Source organism: Pseudomonas sp. A1230 (genome assembly GCF_044218825.1).
Taxonomy (GTDB): Bacteria; Pseudomonadota; Gammaproteobacteria; order Pseudomonadales; family Pseudomonadaceae; genus Aquipseudomonas; species Aquipseudomonas iridis.
This window is the reverse complement of sequence record NZ_CP162582.1, coordinates 1945588-1972580: the sequence shown is the minus strand read 5'-3', so window position 1 is coordinate 1972580 and position 26993 is coordinate 1945588. Positions and strand designations below refer to the sequence as shown.

General features: G+C 57.9%; 20 protein-coding genes, 1 tRNA gene and 1 pseudogene. 8 read left to right on the top strand and 14 right to left on the bottom strand.

Annotated elements, in window-relative coordinates; genetic code table 11:
* Positions 1–74: 74 nt before the first annotated feature.
* Complete coding sequence (locus AB4P97_RS09410; RefSeq protein ID WP_395602531.1) at positions 75–1709, top strand: hypothetical protein; 1635 nt, start codon at positions 75–77, stop codon at positions 1707–1709.
* Positions 1710–1762: 53 nt separating this feature from the next.
* Here AB4P97_RS09410 and AB4P97_RS09405 read toward each other — a convergent pair.
* From AB4P97_RS09405 to fdnG, 7 genes are all read right to left on the bottom strand, one after another.
* Positions 1763–1858 (bottom strand) — tRNA-Sec (locus AB4P97_RS09405).
* A gap of 6 nt (positions 1859–1864) precedes the next feature.
* Complete coding sequence (gene selB, locus AB4P97_RS09400; protein ID WP_395602927.1) at positions 1865–3781, bottom strand: selenocysteine-specific translation elongation factor; 1917 nt, start codon at positions 3779–3781, stop codon at positions 1865–1867.
* Positions 3778–5190: an L-seryl-tRNA(Sec) selenium transferase gene (gene selA, locus AB4P97_RS09395; protein WP_395602530.1), complete on the bottom strand. Its 1413-nt coding sequence runs from the start codon at positions 5188–5190 to the stop codon at positions 3778–3780. The genes selB and selA overlap by 4 nt, the downstream gene beginning before the upstream one ends.
* 48 nt (positions 5191–5238) lie before the next feature.
* Positions 5239–6165, bottom strand: coding sequence for a formate dehydrogenase accessory protein FdhE (gene fdhE, locus AB4P97_RS09390; RefSeq protein WP_395602529.1), 927 nt, complete (start codon positions 6163–6165; stop codon positions 5239–5241).
* 3 nt (positions 6166–6168) lie between these two features.
* The gene (locus tag AB4P97_RS09385) at positions 6169–6834 is read right to left on the bottom strand and encodes a formate dehydrogenase subunit gamma (protein WP_047301033.1); all 666 of its coding nucleotides are present in this window, start codon (positions 6832–6834) and stop codon (positions 6169–6171) included.
* Positions 6831–7766 carry a formate dehydrogenase subunit beta gene (gene fdxH / locus AB4P97_RS09380; RefSeq protein ID WP_042559079.1) on the bottom strand — a complete coding sequence of 312 codons (936 nt, stop codon included), beginning with the start codon at positions 7764–7766 and terminating at the stop codon, positions 6831–6833. Before fdxH ends, AB4P97_RS09385 begins: the two co-directional genes overlap by 4 nt.
* Positions 7767–10832, bottom strand: a complete 3066-nt coding sequence (gene fdnG / locus AB4P97_RS09375) for a formate dehydrogenase-N subunit alpha (RefSeq protein WP_395602528.1) — start codon at positions 10830–10832, stop codon at positions 7767–7769.
* Between the two features lie 332 nt (positions 10833–11164).
* Between fdnG and AB4P97_RS09370 the strand changes: the two genes are divergently transcribed.
* Together AB4P97_RS09370 and AB4P97_RS09365 are read left to right on the top strand one after the other, a co-directional pair.
* On the top strand, positions 11165–12319 hold the full coding sequence (locus AB4P97_RS09370; protein ID WP_395602527.1) for a MalY/PatB family protein: 1155 nt from the start codon (positions 11165–11167) through the stop codon (positions 12317–12319).
* 166 nt (positions 12320–12485) lie between these two features.
* Positions 12486–13265: a TSUP family transporter gene (locus AB4P97_RS09365; RefSeq protein WP_042559075.1), complete on the top strand. Its 780-nt coding sequence runs from the start codon at positions 12486–12488 to the stop codon at positions 13263–13265.
* Here the strand turns inward: AB4P97_RS09365 and nudC are convergent.
* The 4 genes from nudC to AB4P97_RS09345 form a co-directional block, all read right to left on the bottom strand.
* Positions 13233–14063, bottom strand: coding sequence for an NAD(+) diphosphatase (gene nudC / locus AB4P97_RS09360; protein ID WP_395602526.1), 831 nt, complete (start codon positions 14061–14063; stop codon positions 13233–13235). The two genes, AB4P97_RS09365 and nudC, sit on opposite strands and share 33 nt — an antisense overlap.
* Positions 14064–14068: 5 nt before the next feature.
* Complete coding sequence (locus AB4P97_RS09355) at positions 14069–14881, bottom strand: crotonase/enoyl-CoA hydratase family protein (RefSeq protein WP_395602525.1); 813 nt, start codon at positions 14879–14881, stop codon at positions 14069–14071.
* Positions 14882–15069: 188 nt separating this feature from the next.
* A complete protein-coding gene (locus AB4P97_RS09350) occupies positions 15070–15993 on the bottom strand; it encodes a magnesium transporter CorA family protein (protein ID WP_042559072.1) in 924 nt (307 codons plus the stop codon).
* A gap of 7 nt (positions 15994–16000) precedes the next feature.
* Positions 16001–17575 carry a RimK family protein gene (locus AB4P97_RS09345; protein ID WP_042559071.1) on the bottom strand — a complete coding sequence of 525 codons (1575 nt, stop codon included), beginning with the start codon at positions 17573–17575 and terminating at the stop codon, positions 16001–16003.
* Between the two features lie 92 nt (positions 17576–17667).
* Here AB4P97_RS09345 and AB4P97_RS09340 point away from each other — a divergent pair, with 92 nt between their 5' ends.
* Positions 17668–18768 carry a GNAT family N-acetyltransferase/peptidase C39 family protein gene (locus AB4P97_RS09340; RefSeq protein WP_210624339.1) on the top strand — a complete coding sequence of 367 codons (1101 nt, stop codon included), beginning with the start codon at positions 17668–17670 and terminating at the stop codon, positions 18766–18768.
* A gap of 79 nt (positions 18769–18847) precedes the next feature.
* Here AB4P97_RS09340 and AB4P97_RS09335 read toward each other — a convergent pair whose 3' ends face one another.
* Entirely contained in the window at positions 18848–19996 is a 1149-nt protein-coding gene (locus AB4P97_RS09335) for a PQQ-dependent sugar dehydrogenase (protein WP_395602524.1), read from the bottom strand.
* A gap of 51 nt (positions 19997–20047) precedes the next feature.
* Positions 20048–20368, bottom strand: a complete 321-nt coding sequence (locus AB4P97_RS09330; protein ID WP_042559068.1) for a hypothetical protein — start codon at positions 20366–20368, stop codon at positions 20048–20050.
* 189 nt (positions 20369–20557) lie between these two features.
* Here AB4P97_RS09330 and AB4P97_RS09325 point away from each other — a divergent pair, with 189 nt between their 5' ends.
* Positions 20558–21418, top strand: a complete 861-nt coding sequence (locus tag AB4P97_RS09325) for a Ku protein (RefSeq protein WP_395602523.1) — start codon at positions 20558–20560, stop codon at positions 21416–21418.
* Positions 21419–21561: 143 nt separating this feature from the next.
* On the opposite strand, the gene lpxO is transcribed toward AB4P97_RS09325, so the two are convergent.
* Positions 21562–22461 carry a lipid A hydroxylase LpxO gene (gene lpxO, locus AB4P97_RS09320; protein WP_273877004.1) on the bottom strand — a complete coding sequence of 300 codons (900 nt, stop codon included), beginning with the start codon at positions 22459–22461 and terminating at the stop codon, positions 21562–21564.
* Between the two features lie 1204 nt (positions 22462–23665).
* On the opposite strand from lpxO, the gene tnpB reads away from it, so the two are divergent.
* From tnpB to AB4P97_RS09305, 3 genes and pseudogenes are all read left to right on the top strand, one after another.
* Positions 23666–24103 (top strand): IS66 family insertion sequence element accessory protein TnpB, encoded by a 438-nt coding sequence (tnpB, locus tag AB4P97_RS09315; RefSeq protein WP_395602926.1) that lies wholly within the window; start codon positions 23666–23668, stop codon positions 24101–24103.
* A pseudogene (tnpC, locus tag AB4P97_RS09310) lies at positions 24042–24846 on the top strand (IS66 family transposase); the annotation flags it as partial. The gene tnpB and the pseudogene tnpC, both read left to right, overlap by 62 nt.
* A 712-nt stretch (positions 24847–25558) precedes the next feature.
* The gene (locus tag AB4P97_RS09305; protein ID WP_395602522.1) at positions 25559–26086 is read left to right on the top strand and encodes a C40 family peptidase; all 528 of its coding nucleotides are present in this window, start codon (positions 25559–25561) and stop codon (positions 26084–26086) included.
* Positions 26087–26993 lie beyond the last annotated feature (907 nt).

Genomic DNA, 26993 nt, shown 5'->3' with positions numbered 1-26993 from the left:
GATCTGACAGGTGCGCAATCTTCCCATTCAGCGCGTAATGACTCCGGCCCCTAACCGACCGGAGTACCTCACCCATGTCCGCCAACGACCTGCCCGAAAACAGCACCCCGACCTTAAAGGAACTCGACATCCCCGGCCGCACTGGCCCGGTATCCGAAATCCAACGCGCAGCGGGTGGCACCAGTTATTCCAACCCGCTGGAGTTCCGTGTCGCAACTGCGCTGGAGCTCAAAGCTCCGGCCATCAAACAAACGCTGAATGGTTCCACCCTCGACCCTTTCGCAGCGCAGGATGAGCTGACCGCAGTTATTGATTACGTCGGCATGGACCTCGACGACGAGATCACCGTGACCTGGACCGGCGCCCCTGGCACCCCGGCCGGCGGCTCAAACCCGATCATCAATGGCAACACCAGCTCCGAACTGGACCTCTCCACGCTGGTACCCGGCGCAAAAACACGCCTTGATCGCAGTTCCGATAAAAGCAAAGCGGTAACGTTCCCGGTGCGCACCTATACCATCAAGGCTGTGGAGGATCTGAAGCCGCAAATTACGTCCGTCAAAGGCTCGCCGAGCGGGGATGAAATTCCCGAGGGGGGCACTACCGTGGAAACCGCCGTCACCCTGACTGGCACTGCGGCCAAGGGCCAGAAAGTTGAAGTGTTCGACGGCGCCACGTCCAGAGGGGACGCCACCGCAGATGTGACAACAGGCAATTGGGCGTTGAGCGATTCAGGCTTGAGCCTGACGACTCACCTTTACAAGGCAAAGGCACTTTATGGTTCGGGCTTTGAGTCGAACGCACGGACATTCAGCGTGGTGGAAAAGTTGAATGTCATACAAACCCGGTTTCCGCGCTACATCAGAGTCAGTCCTGATGGTACTCGTGTATATGTTCTCGGATTCGCATCTGAGATTACTAACAGAGTGATCACAATCGATTTAATTGATCTCGCCACACACCGCGTTATCAAGTCAGCCAATATAGATACCCGGCTTCCCAACGACTTCAACATCAGTCCGGACGGCAACAGACTGTATGTCTGCTTTTCGCGAGAAATCCAAGAATACAGTTCTTCCGACCTGTCACACCTGCGAACTTTTACGAATACTAACTTTCGCTCAACTCTGCAAATAAGCCCTGACAACAGCAAACTTTACGCTCCTGGCGAATTACTCGGCGCCAAAGGAGGAAAGACAGAAATATCTGACATTGCCACCGGCCGATTTATTCGGAGCGTCAACATAGGCTTTATTCCAGTCGCATCGTCGCTATCTGCAGATGGTCGCTACTTGTACATTGCCTTAGGCATTTATAGTTCGCAGCTCGCGATATTCGAGATTAATACTGACAGAACTACATACCTCGATCTCCGAACGTTAGCAATTAATATAGTCGCAAGTCCAGATGGAAAATTCGTATATGCGTTAAGTGAGAATCAAATACTACAAATCAGCACCCCGGCACACATCATCACCCTACGCAGGAATATTGAACCAGGACTGTCAAATCTGGCGATAACCCCGGATGGAAAACATTTATGCGGTGTTGGTGTAGCAGGTGAACCGGCCATATTTGATGCCGACACGCTGGCAATACGAAAAATTGCTGCGGGAAGCGGGTCCAAGGCAGTGGCATTCAGCAAGAATGGCCAAAGGGTATATATCTGTAACTATGCCGATCACACGGTATGGGATTCTCCTTGGTGAAGTAGATGGAAATCCCTCCCTGCGCCGGACTGCGGTTGCCTGTGTCAGGGAAATGGCGGAAGGCAGCCGGAGTCGAACCTGCCCGGGAACGGATGCCGTCCCCAACCGGGTTTGAAGCCCGGCCGCGCCACCGGACGCGATTGCCTTCCTTGAACTCAGTGCGCGTCCGCCATGGCCAACGCGTTGTCGTGACGGATTTGTCGTGATTCGCCGCTGCGCCGGGTCAGGCCGAGGCGATCGAAGTATTCGAGGTATTGAATTGAGCGTTTGCGTCCCAAGCCTAGCGCATCGCGGAAGGTTGTCACCTGGATCTGCGGATTTTCCTTGGCCAGTTGCAGCAACACGGCCACCATTTGCTGCAGCATCGCGTCGCTGATAAACAGGTCGCGCACCACTTGATGCATCAGCCCAAGGCGCGCGAGTTTGCGCAGCAGCAAGCGGACGACGGCGTCGTCCTGCTCAACAACTCCTCCGATGTCGCGCACCCACGGCGGATCGAATCCTGCCTGCTCGAACAGCGGTTGCAGTTGAAGCCACAAGGTTTCGTCTTCGGCATTCAAGCGCACCTGATGATCCGGCAGGTGCAGCCACGGCCCGCTGGCGTTGATCGAACCGGCGCCGAGCAATTCCTCCAACAGACTGCCGAAGATAGAACGCTCCAGCGCCAACCCGCTGAACCGCCGAAGTCGATCCCGATCCGGGCCCATCTGATCGGGCTCCAGTTCATGAAACTTCGTCAGTTGTTCCAGCAGGGTGAATTTCAGTTGACCCCAGCGCTGCACGTTGAACAGCACCGGCCCTTGGCGCGTATTGATCAACCGGACGTTCTGCGGCAATGACCAGTCTTCGCGCGGACGATTGAACTGGCGCTCCAGCCGCTGCGGATCGAGGCCGCCGGCGCTGTGATTGAGCAACACCGGCAGCACCTGCTCAAAACGTTCACTGCGCGCCAAGGCCTCAAGTTGCGCCAGCCGTTCGGGGCTGCGACGTTGGCGGGCCGGGGCGAACGGGTCGAGCACCTGTCCGCCGCCGAGGGTACGTTGCGCACTTTGGTCGCGCAGGATCAGCCGATCGCCCTTCACCGCGTGCACCGGCGCGTTGATCAGCAATTGCGCGAACATGCGTTCGCCGGGGTTCAGGCGCGGGCCTTCGAGCAGGGCGACGCGGGCGATCACGTCTTGAGTGCCGAGGTGCAGATGCGCCGGGTGGAAGTGCTCGAAGGGGCGTTCGCCGGGCAACAGTTGAAACTCGATATCGACCCGTTGCGTTGGCGCGTACAGCCACTCGCTCAGCAGCCATTGGCCGCGGTGGATTTGCTCCAGCGCCAGACGATCGCCGCTGATATTCAAAGCCACGCGCTGCCCGGCGCACCCGTGTTCGGAAGGCTGATTCTGCGCATGCAAACCACGAACCCTTACGGCTTTACCGGCAGGCCCCAAAACCAGTTTGTCGCCCACCGCGACCACGCCCGACAGCGCCGTGCCGGTGACCACAATCCCGGCACCGACAACGCTGAAGGCGCGATCGATGGCCAGACGAAAACCACCGTCACGACTGCGTTCAAGCACTTCACGTTGGCTCTGCAACAAGATCTGTCGCAATTCATCAATGCCCTGCCCGCTCACGCTCGATACAGCCAAAATCGGCGCCTCGGCAAACGGCCCGGCTTCGAGCAAGTCCAGCGTCTGGCGCTGCACTTCCTCCACCCTGCCCGCCTCGACCCGGTCGCACTTGGTGATCGCCACCACCGCGCGGGGAATGCCGAGCAACTGGACTATCGCCAGATGTTCGCGGGTTTGCGGCATCACGCCGTCATCCGCCGCAATGACCAGCAACACCAGATCAATGCCCTGCGCGCCGGCGAGCATGTTGTGGGTGAATTTTTCATGGCCGGGTACATCGATAAAACCGCTCAGCCCGGCACCCGGTTCCAGCTCGGCATACAGATAACCGAGGTCGATGGTCATGCCGCGCTCGCGTTCCTGCGGGCGGCGGTCGCCGGTTTGCCCGGTCAGCGCTTGCAGCAACGAGGTTTTGCCGTGGTCGATGTGCCCTGCCGTGCCGACAATCATTGCGCGACCTGCAAGAGCGGCAACTGCGCCAGCCATGCGGGCTCGTCGTCGAGTTGGCGCAGATCCAGCCACAACGCGTCGTCATCGATGCGCCCGAGGACCGGGATCGGCAAGGCACGCAGCGCTGCTTCAAGGTTGAGCAGATGACGGCCGCGCAATCGCCTGGACACTTGCGGCCGCAAACACAGCGCCGCACTGGGCAGGCGCGCCACCGGTTGGCTGCCACTGCCGATCATGCCGAGTGACTGCACGGCACCCACACGCCAGACCTCGCCCAAAACGTCAGCCATGGCCGGTTGCAATCGTGACGCTTGCGCAAAAATGTCGGCTTGCGCACGGGTCAACAGGCGCAGACTCGGCAATCGCTCGGCCAGTCGATCCGGATCGCGATACAAACCCAGCACGGCTTCCAGCGCCGCCAGGGTCAACTTGTCGACCCGCAATGCACGCTTGAGTGGGTTCTTCTTGATCTTGGCGATCAGCGCTTTGCTTCCGACAATCAATCCGGCCTGCGGGCCGCCGAGCAACTTGTCACCGCTGAAGGTGACGATATCGGCGCCATCGAGCAGCGCCTGTCGCACCGTCGGTTCTGCTGGCAACCCCCAGCGCGTCAAATCCAGCAGACTGCCGCTGCCCAGATCCTCCAACAACGGCAGCCCGTGACGATGCGCCAACTCGGCCAACTCGGCGGTCTGCACCCGGGCCGTAAAACCCTCAATGCTGTAATTGCTCGCATGCACACGCATGATCAAACCGCTGCGCGAGCTGATCGCTGCTTCGTAATCACGGGCATGAGTGCGATTGGTGGTGCCGACTTCGTGCAAACGCACGCCAGCGCGGGCCATGATGTCGGGGATGCGAAAAGCGCCGCCGATCTCGATCAACTCGCCGCGCGAGATGATGCCTTCCTTGCGTGCACCGAGGCTGTTCAGCGTCAGCAGCACCGCCGCGGCATTGTTGTTGACCACGGTGACGGCTTCGGCACCGGTCAGTTCGCGGATCAGGCCTTCGATCAAATCATCACGATCACCGCGTTTACCGCTGGCCAGATCAAACTCAAGATTGAGCGGATAACGCGCCGCCATTTGTACCGCTTCGATGGCTTCTTCAGGCAATAGCGCCCGGCCGAGATTGGTGTGCAACACCGTGCCGGTCAGGTTGAACACCCGCCGAACCTGGCTGCGTTGTTGCTGCACAAGCCGTTCGCCCACCCGGCCGGCCAGCACTTCAGGACTGATTTCAACCGCCGACAACTGCCCGCTCAACACACTGGAGCGCAGTTCATCCAGCAGCTGTCGCAAACTCGCCAGCAACGCCTCACGCCCATAACGCTCGGCCAGCGGCAGACACGCCGGGTGACGCAACAAACCATCAATGGAAGGTAATCGCAGGGCAACACTTGCAGACATCTGCCACTCCCGAAACAAAAGACTGTCCGGCGAGTGTAGACGCTGCGCTCATTCGTCTCCCGGTGCCAGCAGCAGATTGGGTGCCAGACGCTGATAGCCGTCCTGCGCCAGACGCATGTCCAGCAGCAAACTGCTCAGATCGGCCGACAACGCCTCGGCGTCGGCATCGTTCTCCAGATAGAGCAATTTCAGATAGCTGTTGCAGCCCGGACAGACTTCGGCGCGCAATGGCGCCTGATTGGCGGCGTGGCGATCGTCCTCAAAACTCAGGTAGTCGAGGCCCTTGCTCGACTCGCAATACACGCATTTGACCCTCACCACGTGCCATTCACAGGCGCACAGCGAACACACCAGATAGCGCAAGCCGTTGTGTTTGCCGCGATGGCGAACCACGCCGATCATGGCCGGTGAACCGCAGGCCGGGCATTGGCTGAGGCTGTCGCCGGGTTTGAGTTGCAGGTAGGGCGCGCTGAGCAGCCAGTGGCTCCAGGCCGCTTGCAACGCCGCGCCAAGAAATGGCACCAGTTGCGCCGGCACCATGGAATATTGACCGCTGACCAGCGCCACCGCCCAACTGCGCAATTGCCCGGAGTCGGCGCTACGCAGCACGCTGATTGCATCGATCACGGCGGGTTGCGCGGGAGGTGCGTAGCGTTGCAGCAGAGCCGCAAGCCAGGCTTGCCAGTCATCTTCGCGGATCAACGTATCGGCGCCGAACGGCGGCAAACCGTGTTGCTGGCACAGGGCAAGCCGTTGCTGATCGACTGGCCCGGTTGACGGCGGATCATCCAGCAATTGCTGCTGAGCCCGGCACAAACCGGCGATCAAGCGCAGATACTCGGCCAACGGGTGCCCCTCGGCCAATCGCTCCAGACGTTCGGCGCGCAAGGTAAAAAGGTTGTGCGGTGGCAGGTGCAGAAACGGCGGCGAACTGGCCGCCGCTTCGATTTCTCCGGGTTCAAGAATGCTTGGCAAAGGTCAGCCCTTTTTGGTGATCGGTCGCTCTGGCACGTCCGGTTGACGCTCATCGCGGGTGATGTCGCGATACCACAGTGCGTGGTGTTTCTTCGCCCAGGCGCGGCTGACCCAACCATGCAGCATCGCGTCGACCGAGCCCTTGATCCACAGCCCGGCGTAGATGTGGATGATGATGCTGAGGATCAGCACAAACCCGGCCAGTGCATGCAGCAGCATTGACCAGCGGATCAGGGTGATGCCGAAAAACGCGCTGAACCAGGCGCGCCAGATCACCAGCCCGGTGAACAGCAAAGCGAGCATGCACAGCAGTAAAGTCCAGAACAGCAGCTTTTGCCCGGCGTTGTACTTGCCAACCGGCGGCACGGCTTCTTCGTCGTTGACCAATACCCGATCAATGCGCCGCAGCCACTGCCGGTCGTTGGCGATGAAGAAATTGGCACGCCAGAAATTGAACACCAGACCGAGAAACAACACGAACATCGCCACACCCATGAACGGGTGCAGAATCCGCGTCCACGGTCCACCGCCAAACAGATTGGTCAGCCAGAACATCGATGGATGAAACAGCGCCAGTCCCGACAGCCCGGCCATGAAAAACAGAATCGCCACCAGCCAGTGATTGGTGCGCTGGTTGGCGGTGTAACGCAGGATCGTCTTGTTGCTCATGGCCGGTCCTCCCCGCGTGGGTCGAAGGTATGCACCGCCGGATCAACGACATGCACCGAGGTGTCGGGCGCGGTCGGATGTTCATCCTCTTCAACCCGGTTCGGGCCGATGCGCACGTAGTGGAAAAACCCGGCCAGCACCGCTGCGCCCATCGCCAGCAGGCCCAGCGGTTTGCTGATGCCTTTCCACAAGCCCACCAGCGGACTGATGGTCGGCGCGTCGGGCAGACCGGCGTAAATCCTCGGCGTGTCGGCGTGGTGCAGCACGTACATGACGTGAGTGCCGCCGACGCCGGCCGGATCATACAAACCGGCGTTCTCGAAGCCACGGCTTTTCAGGTCGACGATGCGTTCGGCGGCGTGTTCCTTCATGTCTTCCTTGGTGCCGAAGACGATGGCGCCGGTCGGGCAGGTTTTCACACAGGCCGGCTCCAGGCCTACCGCGACTCGATCCGAACACAAGGTGCACTTGTACGCCTTGTGATCTTTTTGCGAGATACGCGGAATGTTGAACGGGCACCCGGTGATGCAATAACCGCAACCGATGCAGTGATCCTGATCGAAGTCGACGATGCCGTTGGCGTGCTTGATGATCGCACCGGGGCTCGGACACGCCGCCAGGCACCCCGGCTCGGCGCAGTGCATGCAGCCGTCCTTGCGGATCAGCCATTCGAGGTTTCCGGCGTCGGTTTCGTGCTCGGTGAAGCGCATCAGCGTCCAGGATTCTGCGCTCAGGTCCTGCGGGTTGTCGTAGGTGCCGTGGTTGTGGCCGACCTCGTCGCGCAGTTCGTTCCATTCCGAACAGGCGACCTGGCAGGCCTTGCAGCCGATGCATTTGGTGGTGTCGATCAGCTTGGCCACCGCCTCCTGATTCCTCACCGAGGGCGGCACCGTGGTGGTGGCCGAGCGGGCAATGATGTCTTGGCTGGCCATTTAGATTTTCTCCACGTTGACCAGGAATGACTTGGATTCCGGGGTCTGTGTGTTGCCATCGCCGAGGAACGGCACCAGGGTGTTGGTCAGGTAACCGTGACGCGTCAGGCCGGTAAAACCCCAGTGCAACGGGATGCCGATCTGATGCACAACCTGGCCGTTGACCTGCAGCGGCCGGATCCTTTTGGTCACTACCGCGACCGCTTCAATAAATCCGCGTTTGCAACTGACCCGCACTCGATCACCTGCAGCGATGCCCTTCTCTTTCGCCAGCACCTCGCCGATTTCGACGAATTGCTCAGGCTGGGCAATCGCGTTCAACTTGCAGTGCTTGCTCCAGAAGTGGAAATGCTCGGTCAACCGATAGCTGGTGCCGGCGTACGGGAAGTCCTTGGCTTCGCCGAGGGTTTCCCACACCGAATCGAAGATCCGCGCTGCCGGGTTGCTGGTGGCCTGTTTGTTTTGCGGGTGCAGCGGGTTGATGCCGATGGGGGTTTCGAACGGCTCGTAATGCTCGGGGAATGGCCCTTCATTCATCTTGTCGACGGCGAAGAATCGCGCCACACCTTCCGGGTTCATGATGAACGGGTTCATCCCGGCTTCCGGCGGTACGTCGGCCTTGTAGTCCGGCACATCGGTGCCGGTCCAGACTTTACCGTTCCACCAGACCAGACGCTTTTTCGGGTCCCACGGTTTGCCCGCAACGTCTGCGGAAGCGCGGTTGTACAGAATCCGCCGATTGGCCGGCCAGGCCCAGGCCCATCCCTGGTGCTGATGCATGCCATACGGGTCGGCATTGTCGCGCCGGGCCATCTGATTACCGGCCTCGGTCCAGCTGCCAGCGAAAATCCAGCAACCGGACGCGGTGCTGCCGTCATCCTTGAGCAAGCCGAACCCGGCCAGTTGCGTGCCAGCCTTGACCGTTGCGCCGCTGGCATCGGTGAAGTCTGTGACGGCGCTGCCGTTGATCTCTTTGGCCAGTTCTTCCGGAGACGGTTCGTCGGCGATCTTGTACGGCCACGTCAGTTTCAGCAGCGGGTCGGGAAACTTGCCGCCCTCAGCCTGATAACGCTTGCGCAGGCGCAGGAACAGTTCGCTCATGATGCGGATGTCGGTCTGCGCTTCGCCCGGGCCATCGGCGCCCTTCCAGTGCCATTGCAGCCAGCGGCTGCTGTTGACCAGCGAGCCGTCCTCTTCGGCAAAACAGGTGGTCGGCAGGCGAATGACTTCAGTCTGGATCTCGTCGGTTTTCACATCGTTGTACGGTCCGACGTTGTGCCAGAACTCCGACGTTTCGGTGGCCAGCGGGTCCATCACCACCAGCCATTTGAGTTTGGCCAACGCGCCCATCACGCGGTTCTTGTCAGGCAACGCGGCGATCGGATTAAAGCCTTGGCAGAAGTAGCCGTTGACCTTGCCCTGGCTCATCAGGTCGAACATCTTCAACACGTCGTAGTTGGGGATGTCGAGTTTCGGCAAATGGTCGTAGAGCCAATTGTTCTCGGCCGTGGCGTGAGCGCCGTACCACGACTTCATCAGGCTGACGTGGAATTTGCTGTAGTTCTGCCAGTACGAGAGTTGCCCCGGCCGCAACGGTACTTGCGTACGTTTGTGGATGTAGGTGGCGTAATCCTGCTCGGTGTCGGTGCCCAATGACAGATAGCCCGGCAACGCATTGGAAAGCAATCCGAGGTCGGTCAGGCCCTGAATGTTCGAGTGCCCGCGCAAGGCATTCACCCCGCCGCCCGGCATGCCGACATTGCCCAGCAACAGTTGCACCATCGCCGCACTGCGGATGATTTGCGCGCCGATCGAATGCTGGGTCCAGCCGAGCGCGTAGAGAATCGTCATGGTCTTGCCCGGTATCGAGCACGTGGCGATTTCGTCCCAGATTTTCTGCATGGCATCGACCGGCATCCCGCAGATCTGGCTCGCGAGGTCGATGGTGTAGCGGCTGTAATGCTGCTTCATCAGTTGATAGACGCAGCGCGGATCTTGCAGGGTCGGGTCGACTCTGACGAAGCCGTCCTCGCCCATCTCGTAGCCCCAACCGGATTTGTCGGTATAGCTGCGCTTGGCCACGTCGTAACCACTGAAGATGCCGTCCTCGAAGCCATAACCGGCTTTGACGATGAACGATACATCGGTGTAATTGCGCACGTATTCGTGCTGGATCTTGTCCTCGGTCAGCAGGTAATTGATCAAACCGCCCATGAAGGCGATGTCGGTACCGGTGCGAATCGGCGCGTAGTAGTCGGCCACCGAAGCGGTCCGGGTAAAACGCGGATCGACCACGATCAGCCGCGCGGCGTTGTGCGCCTTGGCCTCGGTCACCCATTTGAAGCCGCACGGATGCGCTTCTGCTGCGTTGCCGCCCATCACCAGGATCAGATTCGCGTTAGCGATATCGGTCCAGGTATTGGTCATGGCACCACGGCCGTACGTCGGGGCAAGACTTGCCACCGTCGGACCGTGTCAGACACGCGCCTGGTTATCGAACCCCAGTAGACCGAGGCTGCGAATCACCTTCTGGGTGATATAGCCCGCTTCGTTGGACGCTGCCGAGGCCGCGAGGAATCCGGTGGTCAGCCAGCGATTCACCGTTTGCCCGTTGGCATTTTTCTCGATGAAATTGGCGTCGCGGTCGGTTTTCATCAGGTCGACGATGCGATCCAGCGCTTCATCCCAACTGATCCGCGTCCATTCGCTGCTGCCAGGTTTGCGCGTCTGCGGATACAGCAAACGGCCCGAGCTGTGAATGAAGTCCAGCAGGCCCGCGCCTTTTGGACAGAGGGTGCCACGGTTGACCGGGTGGTCGGCGTCGCCCTCGATGTGGATGATATTTTGCGCGACATTCTTCCCGGCATCGCCCTGGCTATACATGATCAAGCCGCAGCCGACCGAGCAATACGGGCAGGTGTTGCGGGTTTCATGGGTGTGGGCAAGCTTGAAGTGACGCACCTGCTCGGCGAAGGCAGGCGTCGGGGCCATGCCCAACGCGCCCAGGCTTGAGCCTGCAAGGCCGATACCGGCGACCTTGAAGAACTGACGACGGCTGAGATCCATCGTGCACTCCTGATCAGGTGGAACCCGGTACTGATGCCGGGCTTTATCTGGACAAACACGGTTGCGGCAACGGGTGCCCGCTTTTTCACTGTAGACAATGACCACACAGACTGTGTGAAAACCGACCGTCGGCCGTTTGTCGGGGCTCTCCCTGACAACTTCAATTCCCTGTGGGAGCTGGCTTGCCAGCGATGACGTCGGCACATCCAACAATGATGGTGACTGATCCACCGCTATCGCTGGCAAGCCAGTTCCCACAGGTTTTGTGTGCTCCCACAAGGTCATGGGCTTATCATGGCGGACAGAACTCACCCGCCTTCACGAGACCGCGCATGACTTTCGATTTTGATCAGGTATTCGACCGCCACAACACGGGCAGCACCAAGTGGAGCCGCTATTCGGCCGACGTGCTGCCGATGTGGGTCGCTGATATGGATTTCGCCGCGCCGCCGGTGGTCATCGAGGCGCTGCAACAGCGCCTGCTGCACCCGCTGGTGGGTTACAGCGTCGCGCAGGACAACCTGCGTGAAGCCATCGTCGCCGACCTCTGGAACAAGTTCGCCTGGAAGGTGCAGCCGCAAGAGCTGATCTTCCTGCCAGGCGTTGAATCCGGTTTCAACATGGCGCTCAAGGCGCTGGTGCAGCCGCAGCAGAATGTCGTGGTGCAAGTGCCGAACTACCCGCCACTGCGCCATGCGCCGGCTCATTGGGGTTTGAACAAGGTTGAGCTGGAATTCGTGCCGCAGGCTGACGGCACCTACGCCACGCCGCTGGACACTTTGCGTGATTCGCTGAACGGTGGCGGCGCGCTGTTGTTGAGTAACCCGCACAACCCGATCGGCAAAGTGTTCGGCCGCGATGAGTTGCAAGCAGTGGCGAACATCTGCGTGGCGCAGGACGCATGGATCATCTCCGACGAAATTCATGCCGAGCTGTGCTTCGATGGCCGCGTGCACATTCCGACTGCTTCGCTGAGCCCGGAAATCGCCCAGCGCACGATCACCCTGATGTCGGCGAGCAAGGCCTACAACATCGCCGGCCTCAAGACCTCGTTCATGATCATCCAGGACGCCGCCCTGCGCGAACGCGTCAATCACGCCCGTTGCGGCATGGTCGACAGCGTCAATCCGCTGGGCATGGAAGCCACCCGTGTCGCCTACAGCGAAGGTGGACCATGGCTTGCCGAGTTGAAAACCTACCTGCAGGCCAACCGTGATTATCTGGTTGAAGCGGTTCGCAGCCGTTTGCCGGGCGTGACCATCAATGTACCGCAGGGGACTTATCTGGCCTGGCTCGATTGCTCGGCGCTGGATCTGGAAAACCCTCAGCAGTTCTTCCTTGAACAGGCCAAGGTAGGTTTGAGCGCCGGGCTGGACTTTGGCGATCAGAATCAGCAATTCGTGCGGCTGAACTTCGGCTGCCCACGGTCGTTGCTGGAAGAAGGGATTGCGCGGATGGCGCGGGCGTTGGCTGATCGTAGGGTCTGACGCTTAGCGAGAAGCTCCTGCAGGGTCTTTGAGATCAACGCAAAAACCTGTGGGAGCGAGCCTGCTCGCGAAGACGTCCGTCGACTCGCCGCAACACTTGGAAATGAGTAACATGGCAGCCCTCCGCGCAGCCCCGATCTGCGCCCCTGCCGAATAAGTCGACTCCATGCCTTTTGAACTCAGCGTTGACCTCACCACTTTGGCCATTCTGGCCGTTGTCGCTTTCGTTGCCGGTTTTATCGATGCCATCGCCGGCGGTGGCGGTCTGTTGACCACGCCGGCGCTGCTGACCGCTGGCCTGCCGCCGCATCTGGTACTGGGCACCAATAAGCTGAGTTCAACCTTCGGTTCGGCGACGGCCAGTTTCACTTTCTACCGGCGCAAGCTGTTTCATCCTCGCCAGTGGATGCACGCGATTGTCGGCACCTTGGTCGGTGCGTTGACCGGCGCCGTCGTCGCTCATTACCTGCCGGCAGAATGGCTGAACAAAATGCTCCCGGTGATCGTCTTCGCCTGCGGCCTGTATCTGCTGTTCGGCGGCACGCCAAAAGCGCCGCTGGACAGCAACGCGCCGATCAAGAAGAAGTGGCAATCGACCCAAGGCTTCAGCCTCGGTTTCTACGACGGTGTGGCCGGTCCCGGCACGGGGGCATTCTGGACCGTCAGCAGCTTGCTGCTGTACCCGATCGACCTGGTCAAGGCCAGCGGCGTGGCGCGCAGCATGAACTTCGTCAGCAACATCGCGGCGCTGTCGGTGTTCGTGTTTTCCGGGCAAGTGGACTGGATCATCGGCCTGAGCATGGGCCTGTCGGTGATGGTCGGCGCATTCTTTGGTGCGCGCACCGCGATCAGCGGTGGCGCCAAGTTCATTCGTCCGGTGTTCATCACCGTGGTGCTGGGATTGACCGTGCGCCTAGCCTGGCAGCACTGGTTCAGCGTGGCCTAAACGCCGCGCCACATAAACGTCGATCAGATAACGTGCAATCGATTTTGACGCCGGCAAGGGCGGCAGGTCGTGCACGTTGAACCACTGGGCGTCTTCGATCTCGTCTTCCTGACAAACAATCTCCCCGCCCGCGTATTCCGCGTGAAAACCCAGCATCATCGAGTGCGGGAACGGCCAGCACTGGCTACCCAGATACTGGATGTTCTTCACCTCGATCTGCACTTCTTCGCGCACCTCGCGAATCAGGCAGTCCTCCGCCGATTCGCCCGGCTCGGCGAAACCGGCCAGCGTGCTGTAGACGCCAGTGACGAAGCGCGGTGAGCGTGCCAGCAGAATTTCGTCGCCACGGGTAATCAGCACGATCATGCTCGGCGAAATCCGCGGGTAACTGCGCAGATCACACGGCTGGCAATACATCGCCCGCTCGCGCGGCACTTGCGTCATGGCTTGCCCGCAATTGCCACAGAAGCAGTGTTCACGGGCCCAGGTGCCGATCTGCGCGGCATAACCCAGCACTTTGTAGATCGTGTGATCGCCGTCGAGCATGAACGCCCGCAGGCCCTTCCAGCTGCAACCCATGACCTCGCTGGCACTGCGCAATTCCAGCAGGTACACCGGCTCGCCATCGAGGTGGCCGATGCCATGCTCGGTCAGCACCGACAAGTCCTGACGCTTGAGCCATTCCCGTGGGAACAGCGCGCCGTTGTCGTCGAACAGAAAGCCTTCGGGGCTACGCGCCACGGCCCAGCCGCCGGGTTGATCGGTGTCCAGTACTGCAGTGGTCCAGCGAGATGTCATGGTTCTCAATCCACAAATTCGGGTTTCTGTTTGCTCATATGGGCGGCCATGGCCACGCGCAAGTCGGTGGATTGCAACATGGCGGCGTTCCAGGTGGCAACGTATTCGAGGCCGTCGTCGATGCGATGGTCACGCATGTAGCTGATCATTTCCTTGGTGCCGGCAATTGCGATGGGCGACTTGGACGCGATGTCGCGAGCGATATCCAGCACGCCTTCCAGCAGCGCGTCCTTGTCACTGTAAACGCGATTGACCAGACCGATGCTGCGCGCTTCTTCAGCGCCAAAGTTGCGACCGGTGTAAGCCAGCTCACGCAGCATGCCGTCACCGATGATCCGTGGCAACCGTTGCAAAGTGCCAACATCGGCGGCCATGCCGATATCGATTTCCTTGATCGAGAATTGCGCGTATTCAGCTGCGTAACGCATATCGCAGGCGGCGATCAGGTCGATCGCACCACCCAGGCAATAACCCTGAATCGCCGCGATGACCGGTTTGCGGCAGTTATCGACGGCGTTGAACGAGGCTTGCAGGGTCAAGATCTTTTGGCGCAGCAGGCGCGCGTTGCGGCCGACATCCTTGCCCAGTTCATTGGCGACGCCGGCGAGCATCATCAGGTCGATGCCGGAGGAAAAGTGTTTACCGTTGCCGCTGAGCACCACCACGCGCACTTCGTCGGTGTCGTCGATCCACTGGAAAATCTCGACGATCTCGCTCCAGAACGCGGCGTTCATCGAGTTGATCTTTTCCGGACGATTGATCTGCACATGGGCGATATTGTCGGCCAGTTCGACGCTGAAGGCGGTGTATTGAGACATGGCAGTGATCCTTTACCGGGCTGAAAATGAGGCCCGAACTATAACAAGGCATCACGGTGGCGGTTCGGCCAAAAGCGGGACTGTCAGAAATACATAAACCGTGTAGGAGCTGCCGAAGGCTGCGATCTTTTGATCTTGAAAATCAAAAGATCGCAGCCTTCGGCAGCTCCTACAAGGATTACCAACGATCAACTGGCCAAACGCCGTAGACCAAACAACATCCCTCCCGCCGCCAGCAACATCGCCGCCAGGAACAGCGGATACGAGACCCACCACGGTGTTCCCGCCGTCATCATGCTGAACTCCGACATCCCGCCAATGCTCGCAATCAGGTTCAACGGCAAAAACACCACGTTGATCAACGTCAATTTGCGCAACAGGTTGTTCATGCTGTTGTTCATCAGGTTGCCGCGCGCGTCGATCAGCCCGGAGAACACCGTGGAGTAAATCTCCGCCTGTTTGTAGCACTGGTTGTTTTCGATGATCAGGTCGTCGATCAGGCCGATCGCTTCGCTGTTGAAATGCAGTTTTTCGGCGTGGTTGCGCAGCCGCGTCAGCACTGCGCCGTTGCTGTGCAGGGCGTTGATGTAATAGATCAGGCTTTCACTGAGGTTGAACATTTGCACCAGATGCTGGTTCTGCATCGAGGCGTTGAATTTTTGCTGCAACTCGCGGGCGACCAGTTTGATCACCTTCAAGTGCCCGAGGTAGTGATGGATGTTGTTGAACAGCAGGTCGAGCAGAACATCCAGCGGCGTGTTTAACGGTTGGCGCGTGCCGAGGCCGTGCAGCGGCGTGTCGTCGGTGGCGATCACCAGCAACTGCCCGGGCGAGAACAGCAAACCGCACGAAGACACCTCAAACGCCAGGCTGCCGCCACCGGAATAGTTTTCCGGGCGCTTCCAGATCAGGAACAAGTGGTCGGGGTGAAACTCGATTCGCGACACTTCGTCCGGATCGAGTGCCGAGGCCAGTGCGTGCTCATCGACTTTGAAATGACTGTGCAGCAGGTCACGCTCGGCGGCGTCGGGATCGCTGAACAGCATCACCTCGGCGTCCAGTCGTTCGACTCGCTGCAAGGCACCGCGGCTCAATGCAAAACTGTTGATCATCGGCGCTTCACCAGGCCTGGCCGCGACGCTTGAGCTCCAGCCGCCGCACGAACTCTTCCAGCACCAGCGAATACAAGTCGTCCTGCAAATAAGCGTCTTCGATACCGGCGTCCAGGTTCGGGTTGTCGTTGACTTCGATCACCACCACCTTGTCGCCAGCCTGTTTCAGGTCCACGCCATAGAGACCGTCGCCGATCAGGTTGGCTGTTTTCACCGCCAGTTCCACCACGGCGCGGGGGGCCTCGTGGATCGCCATTGTCCGGCATTCGCCGTTGATGTCTTGGCCCTTGGCCTTGTGGTTGTAGATTTGCCAGTGTCCCTTGGACATGAAGTACTGGCAGGCGAAGATCGGTTTGCGGTTGAGCACGCCAATGCGCCAGTCGTACTCGGTGTAGAAAAACTCCTGGGCCAGCAACAGCACCGAATGTTCGAACAGCTCGGCCGTGGCTTCGAGCAGCGCCTGCTGGCTTTCGACCTTGATCACACCCCGCGAGAAACAGCCATCGGGGATCTTCAACACCAATGGAAAACCAAGCCGTTCCCCTACCCGTTCGAAATCTTCGGGTCGCTCCTTGTACAGAATCTCCGTCGCCGGCATGCCCAGTTGATGGCTGTTGAGCAGGTCGGTGAGGTAGACCTTGTTGGTGCAGCGCAGAATCGAGGCCGGATCGTCCATCACCACCAGCCCCTCGCTTTCAGCCTTCTTGGCGAAACGGTAGGTATGGTTGTCGACGCTGGTAGTTTCGCGAATCAGCAAGCCGTCGTACTCGGCGAGTCGCGCGTAATCCTTGCGCTCGATCAGCTCGACGTCGATGCCCATGGTCTTGCCGACCCGAACAAAGTTCGCAAGCGCCTTGCTGTTTGATGGCGGCAGCGCTTCCTGCGGATCGTGCAAGATCGCCACGTCATACCGCGCCACTTGCCGGGAACGCGGCACTCGCCAGACTTTGCGGCTGAAGCCATCAAGGGCATTGGCGAATTGATCTTCCTGATCGTCGCGCAACTTATGTAACGTGCCGGACTTTATGCCCTCGATGTGCCAACCGTTAGTTCGACGAAACTCAACTAACAGAATCGGACAGGGAAACACTTCAAACAATTGTCGAGCCAGATCCTGTAATGGCTCGATATGAGTTTTGCCAAAGTACAACGTCAGGGTAAAACCTTCGGTATCGCTATATAGATGATGACTGAGGGCTTTTTCCAGGGTTTTATCGAGGTCGTCCAGCGCCAGGCCGTAAAGTGATTTTTTGGTCAGTTCGCTGATCGTGCGAACCGACGGAATCACTTTGTGCCCGCGGGCTTCGGCCAGTAGCGAGCAGTAATAGCCATGGCCGAGGTACTTGTAGCTGCGGCACAGATTGATCACCTGCACACGCTTGCCCGGCTCGCTGTCACGGGTTTGCTCGAGGTATTCCTGCGCCGTGATGATGTCCTCGCTGGGGAAGTACGAAGCCCAATCTTCCTTGCGCTCGACAATGATCAACACCCGGCTGGAAGTACCAGTTGCTGAGTTTAAATAAGTTGCCGCCGGCAAATTTTGCTCGGATACTTCGCGCCAATGACCCTGTACCGCTGACATAGAGATTGATCCGTTGGAGAACAAGACCTTTTCTATTAAGCACGAAGTTTTTCGAAAGTCTCGTTTCGTTACGCAACTTTTACGGTGGTCATATGAATGCTGTTTTTCGTTTGGCGGTAGTTGAAGATCTGCCGGCGTTGCTGGCATTGGAAATGCAATGTTTCACCACGGACGGGCTCAGCCGTCGCAGTTTTCACTGGATGATTACTCGCGCCCACGCACAGCTGCTGGTGGCCGAGGTCGACGGCCATTTACGGGGTTACGCACTGGCGTTGTTTCACCGTGGTACGTCGCTGGCGCGCCTGTATTCCATTGCCATTGCCGCCGAGGCGCGCGGGAGCGGGTTGGGTAAACAACTGCTGCAACGTATCGAGACTTGCGCGCTGGAACACGATTGCGCGTACCTGCGCCTGGAAGTACGCACCGACAACCCCGCCGCCATTGCCCTGTATGAACGCAACGGCTACCGGCGTTTTGCACTGATCCACGATTACTACGAAGACCATGCCGACGCGCTGCGCCTGGAGAAACGTATTCTCCAGCATCGAGACTCACGCAGCATCAAAGTGCCTTGGTACGGTCAAACCACCGATTTCACCTGTGGCCCGGCGTGTCTGTTGATGGCCATGGGGGCGTTGCAGTCAGAACGCTTGTTAGAGCGCCGTGAGGAACTGCAGATCTGGCGCGAGGCGACGACCGTTTTCATGACGTCGGGGCATGGTGGTTGCAGTCCGCAGGGATTGGCGCTCGCCGCATGGCGACGGGGATTTCGCGTGCGTCTGGAGTTGAGCCTGGCGGGGCCGTTGTTCCTCGACGGCGTACGCAATGAGCATAAAAAAGACGTCATGCGCCTGGTCCATGAAGAATTCACCGCACAGTTGGCGCAGACCGATGTCGAGCGCGTAATCGGTGCTCCGCTGGATTTGCCGCGCTTACTGGAAGCGGGAGGCCAACCGCTGGTGCTGATCAGCAGCTATCGGCTGACTCGATCGAAATCGCCGCACTGGGTGGTGGTGACCGATTGCGATGAGGATTTCGTTTACCTGCACGATCCGGACGTCGACCATAGCCAGCACCGCCAGCCCATTGACTGCCAGCATGTGCCGGTCAGTCATGGCGAGTTCGAGAAGATGTGCCGGTTTGGGCGGGGGAAGTTACGAGCGGTGGTGATTCTTTACGCTCGTAGTGAGTAGTCGGCCCCTGATGCTGATATTGAACCTGTAGGAGCTGCCGAAGGCTCGGGCAGCTCCTACAAGGGCATGCATTTCAAAGTCAGGGTTTCAGGCCAACCTTGTACAACGAACCGTTCTCCTCATCCGTCAGCACATATAGATACCCATCCGGTCCCTGTCGCACGTCTCGAATGCGCTGTTTCAGCTCACCCAACAAGCGCTCCTCATGCACGACCTTGTCGCCATCGAACTGCAAGCGAATCAACTCCTGACTCACCAGCGCGCCGATAAACAGGTTTTTCTGCCAGGGTTTGAAGCGATCGGCATCGTAAAACGCCATGCCGGTGACGCCCGGTGATCTCTCCCACACATGGCGCGGATCGACGCCCCCTTCAACGCTTTTGCCTTTGGCTTCAGGAATCGGCAGCAGCGAATAGTTGATGCCGTGGGTCGCCAGCGGCCAACCATAGTTTTTCCCGCGTTCGATGATATTCACCTCATCACCGCCGCGCGGGCCGTGTTCGTTTTCCCAGACTGTGCCGTTCCACGGGTTAAGTGCTGCACCCTGCGGGTTGCGAATGCCGTAAGCCCAGATTTCCGGGCGCACGCCTGACTGCCCCACGAATGGATTGTCGTCCGGAACCTTGCCGTCCGGGTAGATCCGCACAATCTTGCCTTGCAGCTTGTCGAGATCCTGCGCGGTCGGCCGGTCGTTGTTTTCACCCAAGGTGATGAACAGATAACCATCGCGATCAAACACCAGCCGAGAACCGAAGTGGTTTCCGGTGGAGAGCTTTGGTTCCTGACGGAAAATCACTTTGAAATCCTTCAGCGTTTTCAAGTCATCCGACAGGTAACCGCGCCCCACCGCCGTGCCTGCCTTGTCCCCAGCGCCGCCACCTTCGGCATAGGACAGGTAAACCAGTCGGTCCTGTTTAAAGTCGGGTGACAACACGACATCCAGCAAACCGCCCTGCCCCTTGGCCCATACTTGCGGCACGCCGCTTAGAGGAGCCGATAGCTTGCCGTCCGCACCCACCACGCGCAGATTGCCCGGTCGTTCGGTCACCAGCATGCCTTGGCGATCCGGCAGGAAGGCCAGCGACCATGGATGCTCAAGCCCTTGGGCAATTGTTGTGACTTCGAGAGTGCCTTGCTCGCTTTGCAGCTCTTTGGGGACAGCGGCGAATGCCGGAGCACTGATCAGAGCACCGGCGCACAGGCTGGCCAGAAGGGTTTTACGCAACATGCACGATTCCTTTTGTCGTTTCAAAGTCTGGCAGAGCGTTTTACCTGCCGTTTAACGTTGAGTGTCGGTGCTTCGCGAGGGTGGGTTTGGAATGAATGTAGGTGGCTTGGCCGGCGCGGAACGGATCGGCTGGCCATTGCCAATGCCCCGGTTATCGAGGGTTGGCGGACGCGGCACGGGAACGGTGCTTGGTCCACGGATGGGCGGCGCACTGGGCTGGGTGCCCTGCATGCTGTTGGGATTCGCCCGGCGAATCGGACTGTTATAGGGATTGTTGCTGTTGCCGGTCGGACTCTGCGCCAGCACAACGTCCGCATGAACCAGACCGCCACTGAGTGTCAGGACGGCAATGCCAATCAGAAATCGGTTCATGGGTCAGCCTCTCGATGTGCGTGGTGTAGAGCCTTCGAGTCCACGCTACGCTTCAGGTTCGGATTTGTTAACCCGTCGGCCTTAAACAACATGTAACACGGCTTGACCGAACCTAATTGAAAACGCGCATTCTCTGGAAACTTTCGCGCCGGGCTTCAGGTCACCTGATCATCACTCGGAGAACTCACCATGGCTCGGGCAATCTGGAAAGGCGCGATCAGCTTCGGACTGGTCCATATCCCTGTCGCGCTGGTTTCAGCGACCTCATCCCAAGGCGTGGACTTTGACTGGCTCGACAGTCGCAGCATGGACCCGGTGGGCTACAAGCGCGTCAACAAGGTGACCGGCAAGGAAGTTACCAAGGAAAACATCGTCAAAGGTGTGGCCTACGAAAAGGGTCGTTATGTGGTGCTCAGCGAAGAGGAAATCCGCTCGGCGCACCCGGTTTCGACCCAGACCATCGACATCTTTTCCTTCGTCGACGCCGAGCAGATCCCGTTGCAGAACATCGATACGCCCTACTACCTGGCGCCGGACAAGCGCGGTGGCAAGGTGTACGCGCTGTTGCGTGAAACGTTAAGCAAAACCAACAAGGTTGCGCTCGCCCGCGTCGTCTTGCACACGCGCCAGTATCTGGCGGCGGTGATGCCGCTGGAGTCAGCGCTGGTGCTGGTGAAATTGCGCTGGCCCCAGGAAGTACGCGGCCTCGATCAGTTGGAACTGGGCAGCGAAGTGACCAAGCCTCAGCTTGCCAAAGGTGAGTTGGACATGGCCAAACGTCTTGTTGAGGACATGAGCGGGGACTGGAGCCCCGAGGATTACAAAGACGAGTTCGAAGACAAGATCATGGCGCTGGTGGAGAAAAAGGCCCATAAGGGCGAGATCGAGGATGTCGAGACGGTTGGTGGTGAGGAACAGCGCAAGACCGCCGATGTTATCGACCTGACCGAGCTGCTTAAACGTAGCCTGGGTGGCAAGGCCCCCGCCAAGCCGAAGACCAAAACGGCGAGCAAGGCAGCGCCAGCGAAGAAGGCCAAAAAAGCCTCCTGAGTCATCGGGTGAATCTCAGGGCCTCATCGCTGGCAAGCCAGCTCCCACAGGTTTAGCGGTGTGAATGCGATCGCAGCCTCACGCTGGCCACTGTGGGAGCTGGCTTGCCAGCGATGGCGTCAGGACAGTCACAGCAATAATGTTCAGATCAGAATAAAGATCGCCAGCAAACCACCAAAGATCGCCCACTTTTCCATGTAGTACCGAGCACGATTACGCTTTTTCAGCTCTTTGCCACGCAACCTGATCTTGTAGATTTTGGTAAACAAACGGTTGATCCCACCGGTACGGTCGCCCGCATCGTTGGGCGCACCGGCGGCGGACATTACCGTACGGCTGAACCAGGCATTGAACGCTGCAGCCCAGCGGTACTTCATTGGGCGCTCAATGTCGCAGAACAGGATGATGCGGTTCTTGTCGGTGGTGTTTTCCGCGTAATGGATGAAGGTTTCATCGAACATCACCGCTTCACCGTCACGCCAGTGGTAGCTCTCACCGTCGACGTTGATGTAGCAACCCGCATCGTTAGGCGTGTCCAGGCCCAAGTGGTAACGATAGGAGCCGGCGTACGGGTCGCGATGGCGTACCAGTTTCGAACCTGGCGGCAGTTCGGCAAACATCGCAGCCTTGATCGAGCCGATGCTCTGAACCAGTTCCGTGGTGCGCGGGCACAGCTTCATGGCCGACGGATGGCTCTCGCCGTACCACTTGAGGTAGAAACGCTTCCAGCCGCTTTTGAAGAACGAGTTGAAACCGACGTCGTCGTATTGGTTCGAACGCTTGATCTCCCCCGCGCGCAGCAGGTTCTGGCCCTCCTCGCGGATTTCTTCCCAATGCGCCTGCAACGGGCTCAGGTCAGGAAATTCAGTAGGATCAAGGTAAGGCTTGTTCGGCTTTTTCGAGAACAGGTAGAGAAAGCAGTTGATCGGTGCCAGAAACGTCGAATGATCGCTCAGTTGCCGACCCAGTTTGTGGCGCACACGGCCACGCAAGTGAACGTATGCAATGGAAATGACATAAATAGCAGCAATGATGAGTTTCACGGAATTCGTCACACGTCAGAAGTGAACAAACTGCGCGCCTGTCGGCCTGAGGCCCAGCGTCTTATGCAGTGGTCTGAGTACAAAATGGCACGTCCTTGAGCCCGCGCCGCTGTAGGGCGGTGGGTGAATGGATGGCATTTTAGCCACACTTTGTAACCGATAGTGAACCTTCATCTGTGAAAAACTGTCCCGCGATTGTGCCAATCGGCACCGGCGACGTCTTCGCCCTATCGTTTAAAGAGCCAGACCAGTACAATCGCCGCCAAACTTTACGCGCCCCCTTGGTTGATGCCGGGAACTCCCCGCCTCAGCGCACCTTGACTCGGGCCAAGCGCTACAGCCGCACCCTCGCTATTCAGAATGCTTCGCAGGAAAAACTCTTGATCTCTACAGCTAACATCACGATGCGATCTTAGATGCAACATGATGCGACTAAAATCGCAATAAAATCAGCCTGTTAGCTCGCACGAGATCGCACCAGAATACGCCTTTTAGCAGCTTATGGTATCAAAATTGGTATCAGCTTTAGTCCTGCAAGCGTTCGATATGTCGGCTGATGGGGAAGCATTCCTTCCCTGCGCTTCTTCGCGTCCAGACCCCACGTTCATACCGCTGATCTGAAGCATAACCTTGCCACCTTCCTTACCACTTTTGCTTAGTGCATTTAGGCATCGTGATGGTAATCGGTCACTTTGGTCCGCCGTACAACTGAAACTCACCGTTCTGATCCTCGAAGCCTTTAAATTCTCTATTTAGCCTTGCTTCTCATCTCGAGATGCAGCCATGGCGGCCGCCGGGTTACGGCAGTGGGACGGTTTGCCATTCCATTCTTCCGAGCTACATTCACTAGCGAGTGCTCTCTAGTGAGTATGCCAATGGGGGCTGGATCCGGGATTATCGGCATTACGAACGGAGGAAATCGCTAAGTAATGCTGTAGACCTACCGTAAGCGTCCGGCCAAGTCACCTTACGAACTCAGGTATAAAGGGCGATGGTGTCCGCCTAATTTTTTGCGGACACCATCGCCCTTAACGTCAGGCATTCCATGCGCCAACGAAGCTCTTATCCCAAATCATTCAAAGCCCAGGTTGTGCCGGAATGGCTGTAACCAGGCGCGGCCATCTCCGGCGTCGCCATCAGCCATGGCACCAACGCTAACGTAATTCGAAAATCGTTGCCGCAGTACCGAGATCAGCCGCCAGCAATGCTACCTGCTTTTATTCCAGTGAAATCTACGCCAAAACGGCCGAATGAAACGTCGGCGGTCATTGATTTACCGTTTGGCGATCAGTCGGTCACAATGAAATGGCCAACTTCTGATCCTGAAGGATGTGCCCCGCTTTGTCCGTGGGCTCACGCAATGATTCGCATCGATGCTATCTGGCTTGCAACCGAACCCATGGACATGCGTGTCGGCATTGAAACAGCGCTGGCCAGAGTGATTACGGTGATCGGTTCGGCGAAGCAGCACTGCGCTTATCTGTTCGCCAATCGCTGCGCTACCCGTATGAGAGTGCTGTTGCACGACGCGATAGGCGTTTGGCTGGCTGCACGTCGGTTGCACCAAGGCAAATTTCATTGGCATGGCAATTGCTCGCTCGACACTGACGCAATGGGTCCGCCAAACCGGAGTGCAGCTTAAGCCGCTTGTCGACGCGTTACGCGAAACGATACTTGCCCAACGCGTGATCAACGCTGCAGAAACGCTGGTGCAGATGCTCGCGCCGGGCCAGAAGAAACCCCATCGTGCCTACGTCTAGACTTACTGCACTACGCCGTTTTTGCCGCTCAAGGCAGTGGTTTATGACTTCAGCCCGACTCGTGCGGTCAAAAATGCGCGCAACTTCCTTGGCCAGTGGAATTGCCAGTTGGTGTGCGACGAGGTCGCCGGGTAAAAAGCAAGCTTCAAGCAGGTTATCACTGAAATCTCCTGTATGGCGCATGCCCGCCGAAAGTTCTTTGATCTGCATACGACCAACAAAAGCCAACCGGCCGAGCAGGTGTTTCACTCGGTTGGCGGGTTGTACGAAATCGAACGGCAAGCGCGAGATATGACTGACGAAGATCGCGGAAGGATACGTCAGAAAAAAGGGGCGCCAATACTCAATGCACTGCATACCTAGATGCTGGCACAGCGCGATCTTGTGCCCGAAGGATCTGCTAATGACAAAGCGCTGGGGCTCACTGGCTCTATATATAGAGGACGGAACAGTGCCCATAGATAAACGACTGTGAGCACTCGCAGCCCCAACTGGTTGTTCATTAGGTCTCTGGGCAGCGGCAAACGAGCAGCGGCAATCATGAGTTTGATCCAGTCGGCACGTATGATTGGGCATGATCCGTATGCCTATTCTCAAAGATGTGCTGACGCGCTTGACAACGTAGCGAGCGAGTGAAATACCGAATTGCTCCCGCACCGATGGTGCGACCGTTCCATCAAGCAGAGTGTCTGGTAGACGCCCACCACAAACTGAAGCGCTTAGCGCTCCGTTGAATACCAATCACGCTGATCGCCTAGGCAGTTCATTTCCTCGACGATCATTTCGCCAATCATCAACGCCCAAAGATCTGCATTGAGGATTAGCAGTGAAAGCAAACCCCAATACGCAGACTCTGAGCGACTCGAATTCATCACAGGTGCCCGAGCTGCCAATATTCTGAGGGCATCGCGAAGGTCTATCTGGCTCGTTATCATCGCTCGTAACTGCTCGTTGTCCAATCGCCAAGTTTGCATCGTTGTTACTCACCGTCGAAGTCAAGCTTCATAGTGCCATCAGCCAGAGCCCATGGCGCTGAGTTTTTGATCCTTAAGTGGCGATGGCGTGTTCGTAACAAGTAGACCTTGGAGTCAGAAAGGTGTGTTACCCGGACGCATACGACCTACGGAGACGCTTGAGTGATTTTCAGTTGGTCGGGAAGTAGGTGGCGTGCGCAATCAGGGAGCGGATGTAATCTTGCCAATTGAGATGGCAGAAGCAGCAAGTGATTGAAAAAGGAGTTCGGAAATTTCCTACGGACTGCAAGCCTATTTCCGGCATTGCCTTCACGACTGCAACTCTAAACTTCTGCTCGTCGAAATCTCCCGAGTGGTAAGAAGGTGAACGTTCCAGCATTTGCACTATCCATAGTGGTTTTGAGCTTTGCTTCGCTTAGTTATGGAGCGAATGATCAGCCTCCCCCACTATATACTGCCTCAATTCAGAGTAGCTCCGATGCTGTCAATGAATCGGACACGAGTAAGCGCATCATCCTGAGGGCGCAAGAATTAATCGGTACTCCCTATAAGTGGGGAGGCACGAGCGAAGAGACGGGGTTCGACTGCAGCGGATTGCTGGTTTATCTGTTCCGCAGCGAAGCAGGGGTAGAGTTACCTCGGACAACTAAAGTGATGATAAATGAAGGGTTTCCGCGTATAGACCGTGCCGACCTCCAACCTGGTGACGCCGTTTTTTTCAAGCATGGTGATCAGGGACAAGTGAATCATGTAGGTCTATACATAGGCGATAACCAGTTCATACACTCCCCCAGAACAGGCAAAACAATACGTACCGACTCTCTAGACAATAGGTACTGGAACGAACGCTATTTCGACTCTCTTCGTTTTACGGAGGAGTCATCGAGTTGAAATAAAAACTTCGTTTTGCTACGTACTCCGCCAAAAGATAATACAACCATCAGGAAGCGCGTCTTTAATAAAGTTATCGCCTTCTGCGACGGTGGCCACCTCAAACCGTCGATTTTATGTGCGAAGCTCGCTCGATCCGCTTATCCTATTTTCTGCTAAATCATGGACGACCTTGATTATAATCGGGCTTTGTCGGAGCGGCGAACCGCCTCTGTAGCATTGGACATCGCTAAGCATGTGTGTAGCACCGGATCCTCTCATGATGTACAGAGCCCGCACATGACTTGCCGATGCTCCTTTTTTATCATAGCTGCAGGATGACTTTCGATGAGTATCCGCCTCCTCGCCGGGATCAAAGTCGCCCTCCTTCCCCATTTCTTTCTGCCATTCGCGCACAATTACCTTAACGCTGGCCAATGCTGTTTGATCTTCAGGACGGCCAATTGCAAGCACAGGTGTCCGACAGTCTGATCGTGGGTGCCTTCGCTCATCATTTCGTGGGCGACAATTAAGTAGATACAGGTGGACTTACAGGAATAATAGGTCTTTCTAAGCGTGGGCAGCCAGTGCTCATAAACCACACACCGGATCAAGCTGGATACTCGATAATTGCAGGCGGCCTCCAAAAAAAATAGGGTGAATTCCGTGACTGCCCGACTGGTTTTACAGGCAGATGGCCACGCATGGAAAACCTTAATGCACCCTCCCCTAGCCTATCCTGCCAGCTCAATAATAAGCAGAATACGGAAGTAAAGCACAGGCCTCAGGCACATTCCGGAACGGTTTACGATGGTGCGCTGCCTTTGGAGCGTAAGCGTCCAGCCATCAAATCTACCGAACGCCAGCATTAAGCGCGATGGTGTCCGCATACTCTTAAGCGGATACCATTGTCCTCAACGTCAAGCGC

Coding starts and splice junctions, on each gene's coding strand:
- AB4P97_RS09410 (WP_395602531.1), top strand. CDS start 75: ATGTCCGCCAACGACCTGCCCGAAAACAGCACCCCGACCTTAAAGGAA.
- selB (WP_395602927.1), bottom strand. CDS start 3,781: ATGATTGTCGGCACGGCAGGGCACATCGACCACGGCAAAACCTCGTTG.
- selA (WP_395602530.1), bottom strand. CDS start 5,190: ATGTCTGCAAGTGTTGCCCTGCGATTACCTTCCATTGATGGTTTGTTG.
- AB4P97_RS09385 (WP_047301033.1), bottom strand. CDS start 6,834: ATGAGCAACAAGACGATCCTGCGTTACACCGCCAACCAGCGCACCAAT.
- fdxH (WP_042559079.1), bottom strand. CDS start 7,766: ATGGCCAGCCAAGACATCATTGCCCGCTCGGCCACCACCACGGTGCCG.
- AB4P97_RS09370 (WP_395602527.1), top strand. CDS start 11,165: ATGACTTTCGATTTTGATCAGGTATTCGACCGCCACAACACGGGCAGC.
- AB4P97_RS09365 (WP_042559075.1), top strand. CDS start 12,486: ATGCCTTTTGAACTCAGCGTTGACCTCACCACTTTGGCCATTCTGGCC.
- nudC (WP_395602526.1), bottom strand. CDS start 14,063: ATGACATCTCGCTGGACCACTGCAGTACTGGACACCGATCAACCCGGC.
- AB4P97_RS09355 (WP_395602525.1), bottom strand. CDS start 14,881: ATGTCTCAATACACCGCCTTCAGCGTCGAACTGGCCGACAATATCGCC.
- AB4P97_RS09350 (WP_042559072.1), bottom strand. CDS start 15,993: ATGATCAACAGTTTTGCATTGAGCCGCGGTGCCTTGCAGCGAGTCGAA.
- AB4P97_RS09345 (WP_042559071.1), bottom strand. CDS start 17,575: ATGTCAGCGGTACAGGGTCATTGGCGCGAAGTATCCGAGCAAAATTTG.
- AB4P97_RS09340 (WP_210624339.1), top strand. CDS start 17,668: ATGAATGCTGTTTTTCGTTTGGCGGTAGTTGAAGATCTGCCGGCGTTG.
- AB4P97_RS09335 (WP_395602524.1), bottom strand. CDS start 19,996: ATGTTGCGTAAAACCCTTCTGGCCAGCCTGTGCGCCGGTGCTCTGATC.
- AB4P97_RS09330 (WP_042559068.1), bottom strand. CDS start 20,368: ATGAACCGATTTCTGATTGGCATTGCCGTCCTGACACTCAGTGGCGGT.
- AB4P97_RS09325 (WP_395602523.1), top strand. CDS start 20,558: ATGGCTCGGGCAATCTGGAAAGGCGCGATCAGCTTCGGACTGGTCCAT.
- tnpB (WP_395602926.1), top strand. CDS start 23,666: ATGCTACCTGCTTTTATTCCAGTGAAATCTACGCCAAAACGGCCGAAT.